Below are 15,896 nucleotides of genomic sequence, written 5' to 3'. Positions count from 1 at the left end.
AGGTCATCAATCAGTTTCGCGATGTCAGGGTTAGCAAGCAGCTTCTTTTCAATCGCATCAATCTTGGCCTTATCAGCTTAGATCTCGTCGTGCCACACTAGTCATTCTGGCTTATCTCCTCATGCAGGTTGGGAACCTACACACAAACCATCAGACACTCTCATGCATTAGGCAACAGCCCTGGAATCTGGTAGTACGTGTTGGCCAGTGCCGTCGGTGTTAGAACTTAACCTAAAATTTTGACTAGAACGAATGCACCGCCGCAGCATCGAGGGCATACCGGTACACCGTAATGATTGGGAAAAGTCAAGTCTCATCTACCTCACCGGTTAAGAGATGGTGGGTCGATCGCATATGGAAATCGCGAAAATAGGCTGCACTACTAAACCTTATGACCTCCGAATATAGATTGAATCTCGTCATCGGCATGCGCGAACGGAATCCGTTCCTGTTCGATGCGTAGCTTGCCTTCGGTGAAAAGGTGGCGATAGGCGCGCTGCTCTTCGGTGGTGAGGTGGCTAAGTGCTGCGGAGCCGTCGCCGGGATCGGGGACCGCGAGGTGGCGGAACGCGGTGACGGTGGCGGTATCCATGAGCAGGGACTCCGTGTGGGGAAAGTGGGCGCGCACGCCGTTGAGGATGCTGAAGCCGGCGGCGTCAAGGTCGCCCCAGTAGGTGATTTCGGCATCGTGGAGCCAGGCAAGGGCGTGAAGTTGGCGGGCGGCATGGTCGGCGCCGAGGATGGCGATGGTGGGTGGGGCGGCATCGGAAAGCAGGGGCAGGGCTAGGAAGGTCTGCTTGTTTTCTACGATGAGAACGCGCGGGGGAGCGGCGGGAAAGAGCTGTGCAGCCTGGGAAAGGGGAACCTCGATATCGGACAGCGCTGGGGCGTGGTTGAGGTAGCGCAGGCGCAGGCGGGCATCGGTGCGGCGCAGCCCCAAATCCGTGATGCCAAAGGGCGAAAGCAGGGCGAGCAGCAGGCGGCGGTGGGTGCCTATCCATTTGCCGTCTACTCCTTCAACTGGGACGGCGCGCTCCCACTCGCCGGAGTCCGGGTGGGCGCGCAGCCAAGTCAAGCATGGTGTCAAGCAGCGCAGATCGTATGCGTTTAGCTCCTTCCACTGGGCATAGGTGCGGTACACGGCGTCGGCGAATGCAGGGGAGTCGGGGAAGATCGCGGCGATGTCGTGTGCGCGCTGTTGCGCACGGGAGTATTCGGCGCTGAGGCCCGCGGCCGCGGCGATACGGGGCGCACCGGTAAGGACCGCGCGGGTGGGAACGGAATTGGTGCCTAGGCCCGTGCGGGACCAATTGCGCGGTTCGTAGTGGATCTCTTCTTGGTGCGGCCAGCGCTGCCAGGCGCGGATGAACTCCTGGGTGGCGGGGACATCGCGCGCGGCGTTGGCGGCCGTTGGCGGGTGCAGCGGCCAATCGATACTCAGCGAATCGGGAGTCGACAAAGCCTTCGCAAAGTGGTTGCGCAGGTATTTTGCCGCATGGGTGTGCAGGTCATTAGGCATCCGCATCGGTGGACTCCGGGGATTCCTGGGAGTAGGAGGTGGCATCGATAAGCGAATAGCCCGTACGCGCCTGCGGGCGGCCTTGGATAATGGGCTCGTCGTAATTGACCACGATGGTGCCATCCACGTACGGCGATAGCGTCTGAATGAGTTTGAATGGCGTTGCCAAAATCATGTGGAAGCCAAAGGACGCAAACACGGACATGGCGGTGCGCGTAAAGGCCGGGTCGGCGCGGTCGAAGGCCTCATCCAAAATGATGGAACCGTAGGTAGGAACGTCCTGATCCGGCTCCGCCAGGCGGAAGCGCAGCGCCGCAGCCAAGCAGAAGAACACCAGCTTTTGGGCCTGGCCGCCGGAAAGAGAGGCGGAATCCTGATACGTATTGGCGGTCGTGCCATCGGGGTAGCACTCGCGGCCGATGAAGCTGACGTGCTTGCGGGTATCCAGAACCAGGTTTCGCCACCGAATATCCTCCGGCTCAGACGAGCCCAAGCGGCTGAGAATCTTGTCCAGGGCGTGGTAGCGCGCTACCGCAGCTTCGGGCTCATCGGCGCTAATCTCCGCCAGGCTATGGGACGTTGCGGCATCGAGATCCCGCTGGAAGTCTTGCACCACCTGGCCCCGGGCATCTTTTACATCAATGCGCAGGGTGCGGTCGCCATTGAAGGGCGTGAGCTCCAGGGACTTATTAATAAACTCCATGCGCTGTTCGATATCGCTACGGGCATGGCGAAGGGAGGAGGCGAGGTGCGATAGGTTTTGCACCGTCGTGCCATTGAGCAGCTCCAAGAACTGAGCGCGAAAATCCGCCAAGCGGTCCGCGCGCAGGAATTTCAGCTTCTCCATGCCTTCGCCGGCGAAGCTGGCCTGTGGCTCCAAATCCGCCGCTTCCGCCGGCCACTGCGATAGGTACTTGTGCAGGACGGAGACAATCTTGGCATTCGTCTCCTCGATGCGGCGCGCGGCCCTGCGCGCGGTTTCTTGCAGGCTGGCCTGTACCTCATCGCGCCGGGCATCGATGTCATCGATGGTGAGTTTTCTTCTGCCCTTGTGCAGAGCCTCTTCGACCGCCTTGGCGATGCCCTGATCCGCCACCGTGGGCACTGTTCCGATGCTCTGGCGCCGCTGGGTGGAGCGGTTCAGCTCGCCCTCCACGTTGCCGAGGTGTTTTTGGGCTTGATTGAGCTGAGTGCGGGCAGCGGTGAGCTTTTCTTTTGCCTGCTCGTGCGCCGTGGCTAGGGCCTGCGCCTCTGGTGAGGAAGCCAAAGAATCATACTGTTCTTGCAAATCGCGCTTTCGCGCCTCAGCAGAAGCGGTATCAATATCCTGGAACTTAGTCTCCAGTACCCGCTGCGCTTTATCGCGCTGTGTGCGCAGGATATCCATCTTCCGGTTGAGCTCATGGACCTGTTTGGCCATGGCGCGAGCAGTGGCCTTCGCTTCCTCCAATTGGGCACGCAGGAGCTCAATTTTGGCGGTATTGGTAGAACCTACTCGGTACCACCGCGTGCCATTAAAGCGCGTGCGATCATCCTTGATAAAGCGCGTCGAGCCATCCTTATCCTTGGGCCGGCTTTCCAAGCCATCGCGCGTGACGGCCGGGGTCTTGGTTACCTGTTCGAGCGCCGCCACCGAGTTGACGCATTCGTAGTTAAAGCGGCTCGAAATATGGTGGCGCACCCACTGCGCCATGGGGTGATCTTGAAACTCCAATTTGTGGATGAGCTGTTGCGGGCTGCGCGCGGGCGCGGGCGCAGGAGCAAACTCGGGGATAGTGCGGTACTCGAGCCGGGTACCCACATTGCGAGAATTGACCCACTGGTTAATGGCTTCCCGCGCGGTTTCCGGAACAAGCAGGGCGGCGGCGAATCCGTGTAGCAGCTTTTGGATCACCGGTTCCCACTCCGCCTGCTGCGGGGCAATATCCAGTAGTTCTCCTGCAAAAGGAAGTTCCGATTCGGCATACCCTGTATCCTGCGCGAGTTGGGTGCGCAGCTCTACGAGGGCCCTATCTATATTGGTGCGCCGCGAGCTAAATGAGTGCAGCTCACTTTCTAGACCAGCACTTGTTGTCGCTGCATCGCGGGCGGCCACGCCTGCTTCTTGTTGCTGCTCAGTAAGTTGGGCCGAGTCAGCCTCAAAGTCCGCGATGCGCAGGCGGGCACTTGCCTGCAGCTCGGCGAAGCCCTGCGGGTTGAGCTCAAAGTGATTGGTCCACTGGTCAGCGGCAGCGGCAAGGTGGTGGAACTCCTTGGAGCGGTGCTCAATTTCCTTCTCCGCGGTTTCAATTTTGGCTTCTAGGGCGGCCAGCTCGCCAGCACTGAGCTGGGAGACAGCCACCGCGGCGCGGCGCTCGGCATCGTCAAGGTGCTCGACCTCCGCTTCGAGTGCCTCGGCCGCTGACTGCGCCTCTGCCTGCTGGGCGGTCAGCGCGCGGATGCGATAGTCCAGTTCTTCTGCCACCAAGCGGGCGCGCACCGCCGGCAGCGCCTCATTCATCGCCTCGGCCTTGTGCTTATCCGCCTCCGCGGTGGTGCGCCGGGAGTGCAATTGGGGCAGGGGTGCCAGCGTCTCAATCTGGGCCTTGACGTCCTCTACCCGCAGGTATGCTTGGCGCAGATCCTCGAATTGCTCCACCGCTTCCTCCGCCCGCTCAAAGGTAGACGGCGTATCCAGCATATAGTCCCGGAAAAGCTGGTCCAGGCTGGATAAAGACTTGGCGGACTGCGTGCGGTGAAGCAGGATCTGGCCCTGCTCGCTCTTGATGCCCAGGCGTTTGCGGAAGCGATCCGCAAACGTGGTGTACGTCGGGGTAAATGACGCGCCAGGACCCTTGTACATGGCCTTAATCTTGCGGGTATCCAGGCTGCGGGTGAGCAAGGGGCTGAGCTTATCGATGTCCTCATTGCCCTGCACCACCCCATAGAGCCTCTTAATCTGGCTCACCGAATTTTCACCGCCGTTGAGACGGAAGATGGCGATGAGGGTGTGCTGCGTGCCAGCCCCATTATCGTAGGTCAACGCCACCACTGAGTTTGTTGCGCCCTCACGCAAATACTCCGGGGCGATTTCACCCGTGTGCGCATTTTCTTGCTGCCGCCACGCCCCGCGAATATAGGAAACGAGGTTGCGCCCATTATGCCGACCGAGGTCCTGCTGCGATGCCGCATTGAACTTGAGGTCCTTTTGCGGCACCAATACCGCCGACATCGCATCAAGCAGCGTGGACTTGCCCGAACCGGATCCGCCGGTGATAAGGAAGCCCTTGCGGGCTACCGGAATGGAAAAGTAGCCGTGAAAAGTGCCCCAGTTAATAAGCTGGATACGGCTAATGCGGAATTGGCCTGGATACAGGTTAGTCATCGGAAGCATCCTCCTGGTCGCCCTCGGCTTCTGCGAGGCGGGCGTATTCGTCCCGGATGGCGGTGACCGTGGCGGCATCGAAAAGCTGGCGCAAGACGGGTGATACCTCGTAGCGCCCTTCCGTCTCGGTGGCGCTCAGCAGCGAATATTCATTGCGGATGCGTTTAATCGCCGCATTGAAGCGGTTATTAAACCCAGCCTCATCGCGGTTATCAACCGCGCGGACGTAGCCAATACCCTCCCGGAGATCTTCTACATCCACAATCACCCGTTCACCGGGCAGCGCCAAACCAAGTTCCTGGCGCAGGTTCAACAGGATGGCGGTATCGATGTGCTTGAGCTTATCCGTGCGCAGCACCTGCGGAATGGGCAGCGTTTCCTCTTCTACCATCCGCGTAAAGGCAAACCCTTCTCCTTCATCGACCACCAGCTCGAGGAATACCTCATGCAGGCGGGCGCGCAGGTTGTCTTCGTCTGAGATGATGGCGGACCATAAGACAGGTTCCTTGTGCGCACGCACCAGCGGGCCTTTCAAAAGCTGCACCAAGGCGCGGCGCGAGTTATAGGTCAGCGATCCTTTATCGTTTTCCCACAGCGGGGGCTCATGCGCGGAATCGACGCGATGGTTATCAGTAGCGGTCACTACAACTCCTCAACGGTGGTGCTTTCGAAATACATAGTAGGGATATACGCCGCGCGAATGGTCCCATCTTCTTCGGTCCAAGTGACCTTTTCATGGGCATCATGCAAAGCCGGTAGCGGGTGCTGGTCCGCAATGTGTACCAAACCCACGACGCTGGCTAGGCCCTGCGTGGGCGGGTACGCCTGCAATACCTGGCCAATCGTGCACGGGCCCGCCTTGCCGACGGCACCGCGAATCGCCGCATGCAGTTCCTCAAAGTCAATCTCTGACTCGCGCACTAACTCATACAACGCCTCCGCATTCTCTTGGCCTGGCTGGAAGGCCTCCGGTGCTTCTTCCACGACCTCGCGTCCTGGGTTGGCTAGTTGGATGCGCGAGACTGAATGGACATGCCGATGCGCTGCAGGGGCGTTTCCATGCGGTGAAAGGCTTTCAGCTCCGATCCTTGCGCTGCATCAATGGCCATGCCCCGCGCCTCGCGCAGTAGCTCAATCATGCGGCGGTCTTCGGCAAATTGTTCTGAAGAGACATAGTTGCGCAAGCTGCGCGCCAGGCCAGTCATCGTTTGATTGACTTCGAAGCTCGTTTCTTCCATATCGCGGAAGAGATTCCGCAGCTGCCGCCGGTTTTCTGGCGCTAGCTCTTGGCCAACGTCGCTTTCTAGAACCTGCTTAATCCACTGGTCCAGCCACGCGCTGCGTTCTCTATCCATGAGGTAGGAATAGAATCCGCGGAAGCTGCGCCCAGCGTCCGATTCCGCGATGTGGTCTACACCGCTGAAGATTTCCTCGAGCACTTCGCCGCGGTAACCTTCTGGATCCAAAAGCTGTCGGCGCAATCGGTGATTGAGGGCTTCAAGTTCGTGGCGCACCCTGGCGAAATCGCTTGGCACCGCCATGGCCATGTTCAGCACGTCTTGGACGCGCTCCTGCGTTTCTGCCGCAGTCAGCCTTTCAAACTGCCCTAAATGAGCCTTTTCAATTTCGCGGTCAATGCGATCTCGCTCCGCCTCTAAGCTGGCGACGCGGCTCGAAATATCCTCATTCGTATCCCGCGCCAAGCGCTGTAGCGCCGAGCCGATAGATTCCACGCGCGATGCCGTGACCGTAGTAACCGGCGTTTCCCAACGCTCAACGGCTTCGAGCGCGGACAGTGCTTCCTCGCTCGGTTCCAACGTTTCCCCGCGCGAGCTCTTGCCAGACTTTCGGACTAGCCAACCAGCTTTTACCCAGTCATTGCAATAACTTTGCGGTGTGCGCGGCATCGAGAATTTACTGGCAAGCACCTCGAAATCGGTGACCATCAGTTCATATACCTCCGCCGCTGGCCGCGCCCGAGTGCCGCGGGGGAAGTACTCAGCAATCAGCGCCAAAATCACCGGAGCATTATCGGCCGCCAGCAGCCGCACTGCGGCGGAATCATGTAATAACCGCCGCAGTGAAAGGGCGCGAGCTTCAACAGACATGATTCGATTTTGCCAGCTACGTCGGACACGTGCAGCGTAGTTTGACTCACTTATTCGAATCAGTGGATTCGCCCGCGCATGGTGGCCCTCGCGGGCCGAGAACTAAGGGACTGTATTAGTCCTTATTAGTCCTGCTTAGTCCTGCGCAACGGTGACGTTGACGTCAATATTGCCGCGGGTGGCATTGGAGTAGGGGCAGACCTGGTGGGCGGCATCGGCAAGCGCTTGTGCCTTGTCGTGCTCCTGTGCGGGGATGATGACCTCGAGCTCAACTGCGAGCTTGAAGCCTTCGCCCTCCTTGCCAATGGACACGCGGGCGCCCACGGAGGAATCGCCCAACTCAGCCTTCTCGCTGCGGGCTACCGCCTGCAGGGCGGAGTGGAAGCAAGCGGCGTAACCAGCGGCGAAGAGCTGCTCCGGGTTGGCGCCATTGCCATCGCCGCCCATTTCCTTCGGGGTGGCCATCTTGAAGTCAAGGTCAGAATTTTGGACCACGGCGCGGCCATCGCGGCCTGCCCCGGTAGCGAGTGCTTCAGTGGTGTAGAGGGGATCCATGATTACTCCTTTTCTAAAGTAGTTTTCGTACCAGTAGTAAGTACAGCCGCCGATTGTACTCAGAATTATCACCGGCGTTTTTCGAGGTCAGTGACCTAAGAAGTGAAAGGACGCGCTAGGAAAAGGCGGTACGGCTCAAGTGAGTGTTGCGGGCCTACTCAACCCGCGCCGGGGGAGTGGGCGCTCCTTCTGGCGGAAGTACCTTGGGGTAGCGCTTGGATTGGCTGGATTTCCCAGCACTCTCGGCAGTACCGCCAGTGGTGGGCGCAGTGGCGCCGACTACTTCGGCTGTCTTTGCCGGAGAAGGTCGATGGGGTGCCGGATCCCAATGGGTATCGACAAGCTTGCGCTGGCACACCCAACCCACCGCGAGGATGGCCAGGCCGATCACTGCGATGAGAATGCCACTCCATACACCGCCGGCTTGGATGGACCAGCCGAGCAGCAGGCCAAGCCAGCCAAAATCGGCATCGCCAAAAGTGGTGTTGGCGTCGCCGAATGAACCCAACACACTCAGCAAGAAGGCGGGCAGGAAAGTAATGAGCAGGCCATTGGCAAAGGAACCCAAAGCCGCTCCGCGGCGTCCACCGGTGGCATTGCCATACACGCCGGCCGCGCCACCGGTGAAAAAGTGTGGCACGAGGCCCGGCAAAATGAGGGCGACGCCGAAAGCTGGGTTGAGCCAAAGTGATAGCACGGCCAAGCCGACGAGGCCGCCGGTGAAGGAGAAAATGAAGCCAATGAGCACGGCATTTTGAGCGTAAGGGAAGACAATCGGGGCATCGAGCGCTGGGATCGCGCCGGGAACCACCTTTGCCGCGATACCTTGGAAGGCGGGGACAAGCTCACCCAAAATGGTGCGGACACCGAAAAGGATGACGGCAACGGCCACGCCAAACTGTAGGCCCTGCGTTATGGATTGCATGAGGTAATTGCCCACATCGGTGGCGCCATCCGGGAAGGCCGTGAAAGCCTCATCGGAGCCTGCACGCGCAATAAACAATACGGCGAGCACGAGGTACATCAGCGCCATAGAAAGGGCCGTCGCCACCATCGAATCGCGCAGGAAGCGCAAGCCCTCCGGGAGTTTCAGGTCCTCAGACGAAGGCGACATTTTATCGCCCTTACCGCCTACGGCTTTGCCGACGCCACCTGCGACCAAGTACCCCGCCGTACCAAAATGCCCAATTGCCACGGAATCATCGCCGGTAATGCGGCGGGTAAAGGGGTGGGCTATAGCGGGCAAAGACACCATCAAAATGCCAAGCAGTCCCGCACCAAAGGCGACGATGACCCACGAAGGATATCCGGTGGCAACGAGCACCATCGTCAGCAATGTGGACATGAAAAGTACGTGGTGGCCAGTGAGGAAGACGTAACGAAGCGGTGTAATACGGGCCAAGATGAGGGAGACAACAAACCCCAAAATCATGATCCAAGCGACTTGGCTGCCGAAGCTATCTTGGGCGATGCCGACGATGGCTTCATTAGTCGGTACCACTCCCTGTGCGCCCGTCGCGCCGGTGATCATGGCACCCAGCGGTTCTAGCGAATCGGATACTAGGCCAGCACCGGCGCCGATAAGGAGGAAACCCAGTGTGGCTTTAATCGCGCCGCCGATGGTTTTGCCGGCGCCGCGCCCCATGGCACCTAGGCCGACGGCAGTGATGATGCCGATAAGAAAAGCAGGTACAGCGAGGATTTCGTTGACGAGAAAGTTGGCTATGGCGAGAAGAATATCCATGGCGTTATTCCTTAAATGTCATAGAGCTCGCGAAGAGCCGTATCTAGTTCGGAAGCGGAAGTAAAATCTTGGATAACGTATACGGGAACGCCGACATCGCCCAGCGTGGCAGCGATTTCACCCGAGGTAAGCAAAAAATCCGCTTCGCTAGCTCGGCCCTTCGCCGAAATAGTGTCGGTTGCCTCAACGTTGAGGTAGGGACCCCAGCCCCATTCATCCAGGACCTGCTCCAAGGTGTTTTTGAGAAAAAGTGAGGTTCCTAATCCATTGCCACAGACCGTTAGAATCTTGCCTTTGGAAGCCACGGAGTCCTCTGCAGTTTTGTGGGTGGTTTCTGAAGGGGCTGTCGCCGCGGAAGTAGTACCACTTGGAGCAGAGGAAGAGGTTTGAGTTGGGGTATCTGAGGTGATGACCTTCCGTAGCTGTTCTTCAGTCTCTGCGCGGTCAAGATCTTCGCGTTTAGTCGCCAAAAGCCTAGCTAGCTGTTTCATCGCTTCCACATGCTCCGATGGGCTCTTGGCCGCGCACCCAACTACTAGATGTACGGGATCGTTGGAAGTATGGTGAAATTCCACTGGCTCTGAAAGCCGTACCCACGACAGTGAGGTTTCTTTTACCGCCTCTGATGGGCGCGCATGGGCGAAAGCGAACCCTCGTGCGACCACGATATAGGGCCCATTGTCCTCGACAGATTGGATCATGGATTCCGTGTAGTCAGAAGTTACTGTGCCGGCTTCTTCCAAAAGTTTGCTCGCCAGCCGGATTGCCTCCCTCCAGTCATTGGCAGTGCCGTGAAGATCCACGGCACCCGGTGCCAATAAAGAGTCCACTGTAGCCATTTATTTCTCCCATCACATAGTTAGGGTTTATCAAGAAAAATTATTCCTTATTTTAAGGCGCGTGAGAAGGAAGGTAAATGGAAATGCTTACTTCTTGATAGAAGAGTCCAGCTCAAACGTTTGGCGCCCAATTTCGTTTTGGCCAAAATTGTCCTTAGCTACAAGCTCTACGGGGGTGGATTCATCATCGAGCTCGTAGGCGATCGCGCCAGAAGCGGTACCGTCTTTTTTAATCTTCTCGAGCAGGGAATCGGTGAGCTCTGGATTATAAAATGATCCGACCTCGAGCTCGTTTACGGTATCGGGGTTATTGTCTTGGATAGCGGTAAGGTACTGGAGGAAGTCCAAGGCTGAAAGCTCTGCATCCGATTTATTAGTGACGTCATAATAAAAGACGATGAGTGGCTTCTCTCCATCCTCATTGCCCGGCTCACCGGTGGGGATTATGCGGTGATCTGTGATCTTGATCGTAGCTGCCGGCATCTCGAGCACATTGTCCTTGAAGCTCCGGTTGGAGTCTGTGCCCTTTAGGGGGTTGACGGTGGTTGGGTCGTCACTGATCTTTTTCAAAATCGCTGTAAGGGTGACGTGCTGAATAGCAACATCGAAGGATAACGTATCGCCGTCCACCTTGAAATCTTTTTCGTCAGATGAGGCTGCCATGAGTGCAGTATCGGTTGCTACGATGTCTCGTTTCGAGGTGATAGTTTCGCCAGCTGCAGCGGCTTCGGCATCAAATGATCCTATCCAGTAGATCGAGCGATTCTTGCCATTATCAAATGTCCATTCCACAGTAATGACGTCATCAGTGATGCTGGCTTCCATCCAGCCATCTTCGGAGGCGCTGTCCTCCTGCTTCCACGTGCCGATCACGGATTGGGATTGTGATTCAGTAGATTTAGAGTGCTGGTCTTGTTGTGATGATTCGTTGTCATCATCAGGACTCGAGCATGCTGTGAGGACAAGAGCAGAAGCAAGAACGAGAGAAGGCAATAGTTTTCCCATATAAAAGTTTTACCCTAAGGGGGTGGGGAGGGGTCAGCGCGGGAAAGATGAGGAAATTGGTCTTTCGCGAGCTATTGACTAATCTTTTGGGAGCGGAGTGTCGTAATTTACGACATGACTTCCGTGTGGGGCTATAGCTCAGTCGGTTAGAGCTCCGGACTCATAATCCGTCGGTCCCGGGTTCGAGCCCCGGTGGCCCCACGGTAGAAGGAGGCGTCGGCAAGCAGTGCTGGCGCCTCCCTTTTAGTATTCGGTGTGCACGCGCTCGGAGAAAATCGGCCTGGCGGTCAGCTCGATGCGGGTGCCGATATTTGTGTCGTCTGGGTTACTGCAATGGACGGATTTTTGATTCGTGGCCATGATGCAGTGGAGATCGTAGCTGTCACCAGAGTTTGGGTTCTTTACAGTAATATCGCTCTGCCAGGCTTCAGTAACCGTCGGATGAGGGGTTTCGAGCCTGTATGTGGCATCCATCGCGTGCTTATAAATGTCCAGGGCAAAGGCGCAGTCGGTGGCGTCGTCGGCGATGATTTGTGCGTAATCGCGGATGCCGCAAATGCCGCCTACCTGCGCAGCGAGCGCGGAATCATCGTCTTTCTCCGCTTTCTGCAGCTTGAAAGGTGCGGCAGGCGCGGAAGAAGCGGAAGCCGTGGAATCAGTATTGGCGTCGGCATCGGCAAGCGTAGTGCTGTCTGAATTGGTGCTGTGCGGGGTGGTATCGGTGAAATTGGGCTCATCGTCTGCGGGGGAGGACGAGCAACCAACCAGCAGGAGCGCCGGCAAGAGCGCGAGAATCTTTTTCATGCGGAATGTAGGGAGAGGTAGGAGGGCAGTAGAACAGGAAGAGTGTAGCACCGCAGCGAATGTGGGCAGGCGAATTGCGCGCGGGTGAGTAGTGCAGTCTAATAAACGGCATGACAGAAGTAGATCCGCTCATTGAGTCCCTCTATCGCTGGTCCGATGTCAGCGGTGTATTGCTGATGGGAATTATCGGCGGCACCATTGCGCGCAAGCGCGGGTACGACATCATCGGGTTTTTCTTTATCGCGATGTTTTCTTCCCTGGGCGGGGGTATGGTGCGCGATGTGCTTATCAATCGCGGCACCGTGGCGGCGATGAGCGAGCCGGAGTATCTGTACCTGGCTTTCACGGGCGCGTTGATTGCGCGCTTTGTCTACTTTAAGGGCAAGACTTGGGATTATATCCAGGCGCATGGTGATGCCGTCGTTTCTGGCCTGTGGGCCGGCACCGGTGCTGTGAAGGCCATTACCTATGGGCTGCCGCCGATTCCGTGCATCATGATGGGCGTGTTTACCGCTACCGGCGGTTCCATGATTCGCGATATCGCTATGGGGCGCGAGCCCGCCGTCTTTGGCGATAATCAGCCGACGGTGATTCCGGCCATCGCCTGTGCGGTGATCGTGCTGGTGGGAAATCACTTCGATATGTTGGCCGTCGGCATGATCGTGGGGCCATTGGTTTCCATTTTCTTGGCGCTGCTGGGCATTTGGGCCGGTTGGCGCGTGCCCGCGAACCAGGAGTGGGCGCCGATTAATGATACGGCTGCGCAGGTTAAGGTGCTGGCGAAGAAGGCAGAGAATAAGAGCCGCGCGGTCGGGCGCAAGCTGGAGCCGCACCGCGTGCGCTCTTGGCGCCACCGGCAGATGGAAGAGGCGTTGCAGCGGCGCATCGAAAAGCAAGTGCGCTCCGGCAAGCGCCGCCAGGATGCGGCGGAGGAGGCCAGCGAGTTTTTGCAGTCCTTCGAATCAGATGTCGATCAGTTGAGTAGCGTCTCAGCTGAGTCTGAGGACATGGACTTTGGAGTGGACTTTACCGGCGATTCCTATGAGGAGGAGCAGACCTCCAGCGAGGAATCCCAGCGGCTGCTCGATACGATTCTGGAAGATGACAAGCTTACCGATGAATTGATTGACCGCCTGATGGACCGCTACCAATCGCGCGACTAGGCCCCTAGGCCTCTGCTTGCCGATGCCCCCTAAATTAAGCACCTGAGTCCGGATTCCTGGTAGAAAACTGGCATCAATTTTTCAGCTAGGTGCCATATCCTTGAACCATGAATTTGAGGTATTACTTTTTTGAGCTGTGGGGCCTCATTGTTGACCATGGCTTGCCGCTCATCGCATTTGTGATAATCGGCATTCTTCTGCCCCGCATGGGCCGCCTAGCCATCCGGATTATCGAACATAATTTGGATGAGCAAGAAGAGTCCACGAAGGCACGGCTGGCGCTGACCGGAGCATTGGTCTACATCGTCCAGGCGGTTGCGTACTTCCTATTGGTTGCCGCCGCGCTGACTAACCTCGGCGTTCCGGCGCTGGGCGCTGCGGTGCCTGCGACGATAGTTTCCGCGGCGGTTGGTTTCGGTGCCCAGTCCGTGATTTCTGATTTTCTCTCCGGATTTTTCATCCTCACGGAAAAGCAATTCGGCGTGGGTGACTACGTCTCCTTTGCTGGCATTCCTGGGGTGGAAGGGGATGTGGTGACGCTGACCCTGCGCACCACGAAGGTGCGCACCCCAACTGGTGAGCTGGTGACTATCCCCAATAGTTCTGCCGGTGTGGTGACCAACTATTCCAAGGAATGGTCCCGTGCGGTGGTTAATATCAACGTCCCCGTGCACGAGGGCGAATCCTTGCCGGAGATTACGAGCCGCGTCAAAGAGATTTCGGAGCACGCTATTGAAGCCCCAGATATCTCTGTCGATGTCGCCGGCGAGCTCACGGTCCTTCCCGCCACTCAATTGGTCAGCCCGCAGGTTGCCGGTCAGCCGTGGCAGGTGGGCTACCGCATCATGGTGACTGTGAATCCCGCCCGCCAGTGGTCCGTGGAGCGCGCTATCCGCTCGGCGTTGCTTTCGGAATTCTGGGACCACTACGGTTCCGCCATCGACTTTGATGAGCTGCAGGAACAGAAAAAGAAGCATTCGGCAGAACCAAAGCATGCCGCGGCGCAATCGGCCAAGGACGCCTTGGATGCCGGGGAAGGATCCCGCCCCAATACGCCAGTGGATGACCCCACGGTGGAAGAGGAACTGGCCCCAGAGGAAGTTGAGCTTGCTGAGACCAAGCTCGATGAGCAGGCAGTCACGGATGAAGCGGGCGAAGATGCCGCAGAAGACGAGGCGACATCGCGCCGGAAGATCTGGCGCTCGATTCAGACAAATACGCGATTCCAGAAGATCGCCACCATCGGCGGGCGCGTGCGCGCCTCCACCACAGGCCTTGTGGCGGGCCTTCTCGTCGTTGGGCTGCTCATCCTCGCGGCAAGCAACCCAGAGGACGCGGATGCAGGTTGGCTATCGCCAGAGTATTGGAAGGAAAGGGATACGCAATCTTCTTCCGAGGCGCCGACGGAATCTGAAGAGAATGTGCCCTCGGAAGACCCTCTTACTACCGGCACCCCAACCGAGCCGACGGATGCTGAGTCAACACCGACGACCACCAATACGCCGACCGTTCCTAGTTACCCCAGCCAGGACCCCAATTCCACTCCGAATTCCGGCGACGGGCACGGCAGCAATCAAGACGGGCCCGCTGACTCGAACGGCGATTCTGGCGATGGCCAAGGGAATGGAGATGGAGACTCGGGAGCAGACGGAAATAGCGGGGCGGCAAATAGCCAACAGACCGCGATTCCTTCAGAACCCCACTAGACGCTAGTGCAAACCGCCGTATACCTCGAGGCGGTCGGGCCAACGGCGATCGTTCTTCTCGTCTTGGTAGGTGACTCTTAAGCTATTGTCTCCGTCTTTTCCGCATATGAGTGCGCGACCATCTGATCCAATAAAACAGTGAAGATCATAGGTCTTACCGGTGGTGGGGCTGGCGACGGAAATCTCGGTGCTATACGCGCCGTTGGCCTTCGGATCGGACTGCCGGAATGGATAGGAGTGCTTGATCGCTTCATCGAAAATAGCACCGGTAAATTCGCAGGATGTATGCTCGCCGGCTTCGATGGTGTCTCCCTGGTCGGTATATCCGCAGTCGCCGCCAATTTTCCCAGCGTAAATCGTGTGATTTCCAGCTGGGGGAGCGTCATCATTGGAGGCGGCATCGCCATGCTCGGCGCCTTCTTTATCGCCTTTTTCCTCGGTGGAGTCTTGAGAATTCTCCATGGTTTCCGTCACGGTCGTAGGAGCCGTGGAAGCCTCGCTGGGCACAAAAGCAGGTTCGGGATCGGCAGAATCGGAATCATTGGAGGTGCCGCAGGCGCTGAGCATGGTAAGGGACAAGGCGGCAAGCATTAAGGAGGTGTGGCGTTTCAGCATCATAAAAACTGGTAGGAATCGACGGTGTGAACGGTGAAAACTTTAGCATTTAAACCAGCATCTAGCTGCGGACTTATAGGAAATGCGGCAAAAGGTGGAACAAATTTAAACCACGGGCTGTTTCAGTAGACATGACATCATTATTTACACCTTTGGAACTTGGCCGTTATACGTTGAACAACCGCGTGACCATGGCGCCGCTGACGCGTCAGCGTGCAGGTCACAGCGGTGTACCCAGCGAGCTACACAAAAAGTACTATTCCCAGCGCGCTAGCGCCGGTCTCGTGGTGACCGAGGGAACCTTCCCCGCATGGACCAACCGCGCGTTCCCGGGCCAGGCGGGCATCGTCGATGACGAGCAAGCCGCCGGTTGGCGCGAGGTAGCCAATGAGGTACATGAGGGCCCGAACCCCGGAAAGTGGACACGGGGATTTAATCAAGATGCGATAGTAAGTGTAGCTGATCCGGCGGCTT

At 57.8% G+C, this 15,896-nt stretch carries 12 protein-coding genes, 1 tRNA gene and 1 pseudogene; 4 read left to right on the top strand and 10 right to left on the bottom strand.

The annotated features are described in order from the left end of the window. Nucleotides 1-382: 382 nt before the first annotated feature. The 8 genes and pseudogenes from ABRP93_RS10805 to ABRP93_RS10770 form a co-directional block, all read right to left on the bottom strand. On the bottom strand, nt 383-1,519 hold the full coding sequence (locus tag ABRP93_RS10805; protein WP_349887936.1) for a DUF3322 domain-containing protein: 1,137 nt from the start codon (nt 1,517-1,519) through the stop codon (nt 383-385). Continuing rightward, entirely contained in the window at nt 1,512-4,883 is a 3,372-nt protein-coding gene (locus ABRP93_RS10800) for an ATP-binding protein (protein ID WP_349887935.1), read from the bottom strand. Before ABRP93_RS10800 ends, ABRP93_RS10805 begins: the two co-directional genes overlap by 8 nt. Further along, nucleotides 4,876-5,526 carry a DUF4194 domain-containing protein gene (locus ABRP93_RS10795; protein ID WP_349887934.1) on the bottom strand — a complete coding sequence of 217 codons (651 nt, stop codon included), beginning with the start codon at nt 5,524-5,526 and terminating at the stop codon, nt 4,876-4,878. The genes ABRP93_RS10800 and ABRP93_RS10795 overlap by 8 nt, the downstream gene beginning before the upstream one ends. Beyond that, a pseudogene (locus ABRP93_RS10790) lies at nt 5,526-6,991 on the bottom strand (DUF3375 domain-containing protein). The gene ABRP93_RS10795 and the pseudogene ABRP93_RS10790 overlap by 1 nt, the downstream one beginning before the upstream one ends. A gap of 135 nt (nt 6,992-7,126) precedes the next feature. Further along, nucleotides 7,127-7,546, bottom strand: coding sequence for an organic hydroperoxide resistance protein (locus ABRP93_RS10785; protein ID WP_284902020.1), 420 nt, complete (start codon nt 7,544-7,546; stop codon nt 7,127-7,129). A gap of 154 nt (nt 7,547-7,700) precedes the next feature. Then, the gene (gene ulaA / locus ABRP93_RS10780) at nt 7,701-9,290 is read right to left on the bottom strand and encodes a PTS ascorbate transporter subunit IIC (RefSeq protein WP_349887933.1); all 1,590 of its coding nucleotides are present in this window, start codon (nt 9,288-9,290) and stop codon (nt 7,701-7,703) included. 11 nt (nt 9,291-9,301) lie between these two features. Next, nucleotides 9,302-10,129, bottom strand: coding sequence for a PTS sugar transporter subunit IIAB (locus ABRP93_RS10775; protein ID WP_349887932.1), 828 nt, complete (start codon nt 10,127-10,129; stop codon nt 9,302-9,304). An 87-nt stretch (nt 10,130-10,216) separates the two neighbouring features. Further along, nucleotides 10,217-11,122, bottom strand: coding sequence for a DUF5067 domain-containing protein (locus ABRP93_RS10770; protein ID WP_349887931.1), 906 nt, complete (start codon nt 11,120-11,122; stop codon nt 10,217-10,219). Nucleotides 11,123-11,261: 139 nt separating this feature from the next. Here ABRP93_RS10770 and ABRP93_RS10765 point away from each other — a divergent pair. After that, nucleotides 11,262-11,335, top strand: a tRNA-Ile gene (locus ABRP93_RS10765). A 42-nt stretch (nt 11,336-11,377) separates the two neighbouring features. On the opposite strand, the gene ABRP93_RS10760 is transcribed toward ABRP93_RS10765, so the two are convergent. Then, nucleotides 11,378-11,938 (bottom strand): hypothetical protein, encoded by a 561-nt coding sequence (locus ABRP93_RS10760; protein ID WP_349887930.1) that lies wholly within the window; start codon nt 11,936-11,938, stop codon nt 11,378-11,380. Between the two features lie 110 nt (nt 11,939-12,048). Between ABRP93_RS10760 and ABRP93_RS10755 the strand changes: the two genes are divergently transcribed. Together ABRP93_RS10755 and ABRP93_RS10750 are read left to right on the top strand one after the other, a co-directional pair. Beyond that, entirely contained in the window at nt 12,049-13,101 is a 1,053-nt protein-coding gene (locus ABRP93_RS10755) for a trimeric intracellular cation channel family protein (protein ID WP_349887929.1), read from the top strand. Between the two features lie 107 nt (nt 13,102-13,208). Continuing rightward, entirely contained in the window at nt 13,209-14,807 is a 1,599-nt protein-coding gene (locus tag ABRP93_RS10750; RefSeq protein WP_349887928.1) for a mechanosensitive ion channel family protein, read from the top strand. Nucleotides 14,808-14,810: 3 nt separating this feature from the next. Here ABRP93_RS10750 and ABRP93_RS10745 read toward each other — a convergent pair whose 3' ends face one another. Next, complete coding sequence (locus tag ABRP93_RS10745; protein ID WP_349887927.1) at nt 14,811-15,425, bottom strand: hypothetical protein; 615 nt, start codon at nt 15,423-15,425, stop codon at nt 14,811-14,813. Nucleotides 15,426-15,553: 128 nt separating this feature from the next. Between ABRP93_RS10745 and ABRP93_RS10740 the strand changes: the two genes are divergently transcribed. Beyond that, on the top strand, nt 15,554-15,896 hold a 343-nt coding region (locus tag ABRP93_RS10740; protein WP_502879665.1), incomplete at its 3' end, for an oxidoreductase.

Source organism: Corynebacterium sp. KPL2850, from assembly GCF_040225855.1.
Taxonomy (GTDB): Bacteria; Actinomycetota; Actinomycetes; order Mycobacteriales; family Mycobacteriaceae; genus Corynebacterium.
The sequence above is the reverse complement of the archived record's forward strand: the minus strand, read 5'-3'. Positions and strand labels throughout refer to the sequence as shown.